The organism is Candidatus Margulisiibacteriota bacterium (assembly GCA_018822365.1).
Classification (GTDB): domain Bacteria; phylum Margulisbacteria; class WOR-1; order O2-12-FULL-45-9; family XYB2-FULL-48-7; genus XYB2-FULL-45-9.
The window spans coordinates 36,533-43,102 of sequence record JAHJKL010000064.1 but is presented as its reverse complement, the minus strand read 5'-3'; the positions used below and the strand labels follow the sequence as shown (position 1 = coordinate 43,102).

Sequence of the window (6,570 nt, the reverse complement as noted above, 5' to 3'; positions counted from 1 at the left end):
GGGTTAAATAGCGGGGAAAATAGTAAAGTAAAAACCGAAATTATAAAGGTTACCCCGATTGGAATTTGTAAAAATGCTTCATTGAATGAATAATATGAAACTACCAGCAGATAGCCCGCCAAAAGAGCAAAATAGCCGGCGCGCCAGCGCCGAAAGCTCTCACCTAAAACCAGTGGGTCGCTGGAAACAAGGAGCAGATGGAGGATGATCAAAGAAGGCCAGAGGTCATAGGAGAAAATGCCGCCATCGATGATTGTTTTAATGGTATGGGCGGCGGCAAAGATGAAAATTATCAAGATAAGCGGTCGGTTATTTTTTGGCCATTTCATGATAGTTGGTTTTAAAAGCAACAGCGCGACGATTAAGGCAGTCAGAGCGGAGAACCCGATGACCATGACTAGCCATGGGGCGACCTGTTCAGCGAAAACCGAACCGTTGTCGAAATTGCCCCTGACCAGGCGCTCAAGTCCGGTCAGGCGGCAGAAATAATAGAGAGGCAACTTGCTGGTATGGATGTGAAAAAGATAATTGGCCGAGAGCAGGCCGTCCTTGAAATGATAAGAATATTTTCCCAGCGGCAGAGCAAGTCTTTGCGCGAGGGAGAGATAGCTGGCCAGTCCGGCCAGTAATCCCAGACCGGTCGAAAGAAAAAAAGCCGCTGGAAGAAATATTCGAGCCCCGACGAAGAGCGGCCTTTCGGGTAACAGCATAATAACCGAGGAAACAGCGTAAAATAATAACATAAAGGTTAGCTTGAAACGACTGACCCCGTAAGCGAACGGGCCGAGGATGTAGTGAAAAAGTATTGTGAAAGGGTAAACCCAATTATAAAGAACCAGGGTTAGAATGGAAATAAATAGAACTAACCAGTAAAACATCCAACTTAATTATATCATTCAATCAAAAAAAGCAATTATTTTCGTATTAAAAGATAAGCTCTTTCAGCTCCAACAGGTCGTCGATTAGCAGGTCGGGTTTAGCCGCCACCAGTTTGGCTTTGTTATCAAAACCGTAGGTTACCGCGCAGGTGTGGATCCCCGCGTTCTTCCCGGTTTCCACGTCAATGGTCATGTCGCCGACCAGTATCGCTTTTGACTTTTCGACCTGGTATTTGCCAAGTTTTTCAAGAATAGCGCAGGGGTCGGGTTTTAGGCAGGAAGCACTGTCTCCCCCCAGGACCGAACTGAAGTAATGGGCCAGGTTTTGAAGGCGGAGGATATGGTGGATCAACATATCCCGTTTATTGGAAACAATTATCATCTTTTTGTCCTTAAAAAATTCCAGGACATCCCGGATGTGAGGGTAGAGGGAGATCTCTTCGGCCAATTCCCTGGCGTGGCGGAAGTACGATTCCTTGGCTTTTTCAACCAGGGCCGGATCGCGGCTGCCGATCGAGCCGGAAACCAGGGCGGTTTCCCCAAAGCCAATATGAGGGTTGATCTCTTCAATGGTTTTATCAGGAAGGTTTAGCTCTTTGAGCATCAATTGGATCGCTTTAACCGCAGTTGGAAGAGAGTTGGTCAGAGTCCCGTCAAAATCAAAAAGGAGGAGGTCGATCGGCAGTTTCACAGTGTGATCTCCTCCTTTGCTTCTCCGATGGTGGTAGGTTGGCCGTGGCCGGGGTAAACGGCGGTCTCCGGAGGGAGATTGAAAAGCTTTTCCAGTGAGTTGGCCATTGCCGATTCGGAGGAGTTAGGGAGGTCGACCCGGCCGTAAGTTCCCTGAAAAAGGGTGTCACCGCTAAAGAGGACTTTCTCTTTTTCATTATATAAGCAGACCCCTCCCGGGCTGTGGCCCGGTGTGTGAATGACTGTCAATTGGGTGGTCTGGCCCAAAATGATGAGCTCTCCATCCCGGAGTGGTTCGTCGGCCGGGGTGGGGTCGGTCAGCTCCGCCATTGGCGAATCGAGATCGTGGCGCAATAATTTGGCTCCGGTCTCTTTTTTCAGGGTCCCGTTCCGGCTGACATGGTCGAAATGTCCATGAGTATTAATGATCATTTTGACCGTTAAGCCATTCTCTTTAACGACCCGCATGATCTGATGGACCTGGCCGCCCGGATCAATGACCATGGCTTCTTTGGTTGGCTCATCCCAGGCAATATAACAGTTGGTAGCGATCGGCCCGACTTTAAGAACCTCGAAATTCATGGTTTAATTATAGCAGATTTTTTCTCTCTCCCTCTGGGAGAGGTGTTGGGGGTGAGGGTTATTAATAAACATTATCTGGTTTATATTACGACCAAGGATAAAGACGAAGCGAAAGAGATTGGACTGCAACTGGTCAAAAGCCGTTTAGCAGCCGGGGTCAATATTATTGAAAAGATCGATTCAATTTACTGGTGGGAAGGAAAAATCAGGAATAACGCGGAAGCCCTGCTGATCGCTAAAACTAATGAGCCGGTAGTAACGGCTTTGATCGAAATGGTCAAAAGTCTGCATAGTTACAAAACACCATGTATTGTCAGTTTGCCGATTAACGAAGGGAACCCGGATTTTCTAAAGTGGATAGATAATGAGGTTCCTTCTAACCGCGACGTTTAGTCGCGGGGAGGCAAATGACAGGCCCTTGTCATACACTATGTCTTATGCGAAATGTCCATGTCGAGCTTCTTGAGCGACTCTTCTTCGCCAAACAGGATCAGGACATCCTCTTTTTGGATCGGGGTACTCCAGGAGGGGATAAGAAGGCTTTCTTTTCCCCGGCGGATCGCCAGCACGGTGATCGCGTATTTGTTCCGCAGGTCAAGTTCTGACAGCCCTTTGCCCGCCCACTGGGGGAGCGCTTTGGTCCCGACTATTTTAACCTTTTCACCAAGATCAAAATAATCTAATACCCCTTGGCTGGTTAATACATTGATCAGTTTAATGGCGGTGTCTTGTTCCGGGAAAATGATCTGGTCGGCGCCAAGTTTTTGCAGGATCTGCCCGTGGATCGTGTTGTTCGCTTTGCAGATCACCTGAGGGATCTTCAGGCTTTTGCAGATCTGGGTGGCGATAATGTTGCTTTCCATGTGGGTGCTCTCCGCCACGACCACCGTGTCGCAATCGGCGACCCCTGCTTCTTTGAGCGCCCCTTCGTCGGTTATATCGCCGACGTAAGCGTGGGTTACCTCATCTTTAATATTTTGGATCTTGACCTCGTCTTTATCAATGGCAATAACTTCCTGTCCTTTGTAAAAAAGCTCCCTGGCTACCTTACTCCCAAAACGACCCAACCCTAGAACCGCAAATTGTCTTTTTTTCATAATGGTTCCCTCCCGATTTTATCCGATAGATAATCCTTCTTTTGGCGGTTCAATTTTATTCTCCTTTTGATTTAATGTTAAGCCGATCAACATGGTCAATGGCCCGACCCGGCCGATGAACATGACCAGCATAACGATCATTTTACCCAAAGGGGAAAGGCTGGGGGTGATCCCCATCGACAGGCCGACCGTGCCAAAAGCGGAAAAAACCTCAAAAGCGACCGGCATTAAGCCAAACGATTCAATATTATCAAGAATAAAAATAGCAAAGCCGACGACCGTCAGGGCAAGAAAAGTTATGGTGATCGCCCGGCGGACAGTCTCTACCGGGACGCGCCGGTTGAACATGATCGTGTTGCGCAGTCCTTTCAGGGTCGCGCCGATGGTGCCAATGATCACGGCAAAGGTGGTCGTCTTGATGCCGCCGCCCGTTCCTCCCGGGCTGGCCCCAATGAACATCAGGAACATGATGAATAGCAGTGTTGGCTGGGTCAATTGGCCGATATCTAAAGTGTTGAATCCCGCGGTCCTGGGGGTGACCGCCTGGAAGTAAGAAGCAAGCATTTTATGCGGGAGGGTAAGCGGGCCAAGGGTGTTCGGGTTGTTATATTCAAGGGCCAGGATCAGGATCGTCCCCAGTGCGATCAATAAAAAGCTGACCAACAAAACAACCTTGGAATGGAGAGCCAGCCGCCGCCTTTCAATGATATCGGCAATAACGATAAAACCGATCCCGCCAATAATGATCAGGGAGGTGATGGTAAAATTAACGACCCAGTCAGTAGCGTAGGGGAGCAGGTTGGCATAGTTGCCGACCAAAGAAAAGCCGGCGTTATTAAAAGCCGAAATAGAATGGAATACCGCGTACAGCAAAGCCCGATCGATCCCCATTTCGGGCAACCACCGGAAAAAAAGGATCAGGGTGCCGATCCCTTCCAGGATAAAAACAATGCCGAAGACCTTTTTAAGAACGGAAATAACATCTTTGGTCGAATAAACATTAAGCGCTTCCTGGACCGCCAGCTTTTGGGAGATAAAAAGTTTCTGCCGAAAGACCAGGACCATGAAGGTGGAAAAGGTCATGTAGCCCAGACCGCCGATCTGGATCAGGGCCAAAATGACCAGCAAGCCAAAAAGGGAGAAATGCGTGCCGGTGTCGAGGGTGGTCAGTCCGGTAACACAGGTCGCGGAGTTGGCGGTAAAATAGGCGTCCAGGAAACTGGTCGGGGTGTTTTGCGCCGAAGCGATCGGCAGGGATAACAGTACCCCCCCGACCAGGATTACGGAAAGAAAACTGACGGCGATCAGCGCGCTGGCGCGTATTCTTAACACGAGCAGAAATCTTAGTACAATTCAGTTGGCAAGTCAAATAATAATGATATATAATAACCGGCATGAGCAGAGAAAAAGAAAGGATCGAAAGCTATCGCCGGACCGCGGCGATCTCACTGGTCGTTATTGTCCTGATCCTGTCGTTTTTGATCGTTCGTCCTTTTCTGGTCTCGCTGATGTCGGCCGCCGCGCTCGCTTTTATTTTTTATCCGTTATATAGGTTCTTGGCCAGATCGCTTGGCTTTATGCCGTTTGGAAAAAAGGCGGCGTCCCTTCTGACCTGTTTGATAATTTTATCGGTGGTCCTTATTCCGTCGATCTTTATCGGCGTATTGCTTTCCAGCGAGGTCAAGAGCGTCTATCGCTTTATTCAAACGGTCATTTCGGCCCCCCAATTCCAGCTGGAAAATTTGCCGCCGGTCTTTACCCAGATAGGGCAGATACTGCCGCATTTGAAAAGCGGAGCGGCTGATATTGTCGGACAGCTTTTTGGCGTGCTGCAGGATATCCTGAAAGTTATTCCCAACATATTGCTCCACATCTTTATTACCATTTTTTCGATCTATTATTTCCTGGTCCATGGGACCGACCTTTACAAGTTTTTTGCCGACCTTTTCCCGATCTCGGAAAAACGCTACAAAGAGATCATTGACCGGTTTGACAGCTTGAGCAGAGGGGTGATCATCGGACAGGTCTTTGTCGGCATTATCCAGGGTTTTCTGGCCTGGCTGGGCTTTTTTATCCTCGGGGTCCCCAGTCCGATCCTCTGGGGAAGTTTAACGGCGATAATTTCCATGATCCCGCTTTTTGGCGCCGCCCTGGTCTGGGGGCCGATCGATATCTATCTTTTTCTGGTCGGGGCGATGACCGGCAACTATTTGCCGGCGATCCTTTTGCTGTTGTACGGGGTCTTTGTGATCAGTTTGATCGATAATATTTTGAAACCAAAGATCGTTGGCGACAATTCCAACGTCCATCCGCTGATCGTCCTCTTTGGCATTATCGGCGGGATCCAGTTATTTGGCGTTGCCGGGATCATCATTGGCCCCCTGATTCTTACTATTTTTGATGTGGTTATTGAGATATTCAAGGAAGCGTTGTAGTAAATGCCTGAACTTCCCGAAGTTGAGACGGTCAGAAGAGGGCTGGCCAAAGCGATAATTGGCAAAAAGATCGCTTCTTTTGACTGCGATACCCCGAAAATGATCAACTTCCCGCTAAAAAAGTATCAAACGGCTATCAAAGGATTGAAGATCGCGGACGTCAAACGTCGGGCCAAGATGATCGTTATCGAACTGACCGGAAGATGGAGATTTTTGATCCATTTGAAAATGACCGGCCAGCTGGTTTTTCGCGATAAGCGTAAATGCTTGATCGGTGGACATACTATTGATAAAAGCTGCGAAACCCTGCCGAATAAATTTACCCACGCGACGTTTACTTTTTCGGACCAGAGCAGGCTTTACTATAATGATATCCGCAAATTTGGCTGGCTCCGGTTATATGAACAGGCAGAGCTTGCCACCCTTTTTGCCAAAATGGAGCTGGGACCCGAGCCTCTGGCCGCTGAATTCACCCTTGAACGATTTACCCAAGGCCTGCGCCGCCGGCCCAACAGCCGGATCAAGCAGTTCATTATGGACGCGAGAAATGTGGTGGGGGTCGGCAACATTTATGCCGATGAGGTGTGTTATTTCGCGGGACTCAGGCCTGACCGACCGGCCAAAAGCCTTAGCCCGGCCGATATCAAAAAGGTCTTTCAAGGGATAAAAAAGATACTGGCCGCCGCCATTGCCGTTCAGGGGACGACTTTCAGCAACTATGTTAATGCCCATGGAGAGGCCGGGGGGTATACCAAAAAGCTCAAGGTCTACCAGCGGTATGGGCAGAAATGCCTGAGGTGCGGGGGAGAGATCAGGCGGCAAAAGATCGGAGGGCGGACCTCGTCATATTGTCCGAGCTGCCAAAAGTAGTTAATGGCTTGACAGGGG

At 49.0% G+C, this 6,570-nt stretch carries 8 protein-coding genes; 3 read left to right on the top strand and 5 right to left on the bottom strand.

Features of this window, described 5'->3' with window-relative positions:
- The 3 genes from KKF06_06195 to KKF06_06185 form a co-directional block, all read right to left on the bottom strand.
- Positions 1 to 878: hypothetical protein (locus tag KKF06_06195; protein MBU1617340.1), on the bottom strand; the 878-nt coding region annotated here is incomplete at its 3' end.
- A 46-nt stretch (positions 879 to 924) separates the two neighbouring features.
- Positions 925 to 1,569 (bottom strand): HAD-IA family hydrolase, encoded by a 645-nt coding sequence (locus KKF06_06190; GenBank protein ID MBU1617339.1) that lies wholly within the window; start codon positions 1,567 to 1,569, stop codon positions 925 to 927.
- Complete coding sequence (locus KKF06_06185; protein ID MBU1617338.1) at positions 1,566 to 2,150, bottom strand: MBL fold metallo-hydrolase; 585 nt, start codon at positions 2,148 to 2,150, stop codon at positions 1,566 to 1,568. Before KKF06_06185 ends, KKF06_06190 begins: the two co-directional genes overlap by 4 nt.
- Here KKF06_06185 and KKF06_06180 point away from each other — a divergent pair.
- Positions 2,043 to 2,543, top strand: a complete 501-nt coding sequence (locus KKF06_06180; protein ID MBU1617337.1) for a divalent-cation tolerance protein CutA — start codon at positions 2,043 to 2,045, stop codon at positions 2,541 to 2,543. The genes KKF06_06185 and KKF06_06180 overlap by 108 nt on opposite strands.
- Positions 2,544 to 2,578: 35 nt before the next feature.
- Here KKF06_06180 and KKF06_06175 read toward each other — a convergent pair whose 3' ends face one another.
- Positions 2,579 to 3,247, bottom strand: coding sequence for a TrkA family potassium uptake protein (locus KKF06_06175; protein MBU1617336.1), 669 nt, complete (start codon positions 3,245 to 3,247; stop codon positions 2,579 to 2,581).
- Between the two features lie 18 nt (positions 3,248 to 3,265).
- Positions 3,266 to 4,600: a TrkH family potassium uptake protein gene (locus KKF06_06170; GenBank protein ID MBU1617335.1), complete on the bottom strand. Its 1,335-nt coding sequence runs from the start codon at positions 4,598 to 4,600 to the stop codon at positions 3,266 to 3,268.
- A gap of 41 nt (positions 4,601 to 4,641) precedes the next feature.
- On the opposite strand from KKF06_06170, the gene KKF06_06165 reads away from it, so the two are divergent.
- Together KKF06_06165 and mutM are read left to right on the top strand one after the other, a co-directional pair.
- Positions 4,642 to 5,682, top strand: coding sequence for an AI-2E family transporter (locus KKF06_06165; GenBank protein MBU1617334.1), 1,041 nt, complete (start codon positions 4,642 to 4,644; stop codon positions 5,680 to 5,682).
- A 3-nt stretch (positions 5,683 to 5,685) separates the two neighbouring features.
- On the top strand, positions 5,686 to 6,552 hold the full coding sequence (gene mutM, locus KKF06_06160; GenBank protein MBU1617333.1) for a bifunctional DNA-formamidopyrimidine glycosylase/DNA-(apurinic or apyrimidinic site) lyase: 867 nt from the start codon (positions 5,686 to 5,688) through the stop codon (positions 6,550 to 6,552).
- Positions 6,553 to 6,570: the final 18 nt, after the last annotated feature.

Bases quoted from the DNA above. Each gene is read 5' to 3' on its own strand.
- mutM (MBU1617333.1), top strand. From the start codon at position 5,686: ATGCCTGAACTTCCCGAAGTTGAGACGGTCAGAAGAGGGCTGGCCAAA.
- KKF06_06175 (MBU1617336.1), bottom strand. From the start codon at position 3,247: ATGAAAAAAAGACAATTTGCGGTTCTAGGGTTGGGTCGTTTTGGGAGT.
- KKF06_06165 (MBU1617334.1), top strand. From the start codon at position 4,642: ATGAGCAGAGAAAAAGAAAGGATCGAAAGCTATCGCCGGACCGCGGCG.
- KKF06_06180 (MBU1617337.1), top strand. From the start codon at position 2,043: ATGGACCTGGCCGCCCGGATCAATGACCATGGCTTCTTTGGTTGGCTC.
- KKF06_06185 (MBU1617338.1), bottom strand. From the start codon at position 2,150: ATGAATTTCGAGGTTCTTAAAGTCGGGCCGATCGCTACCAACTGTTAT.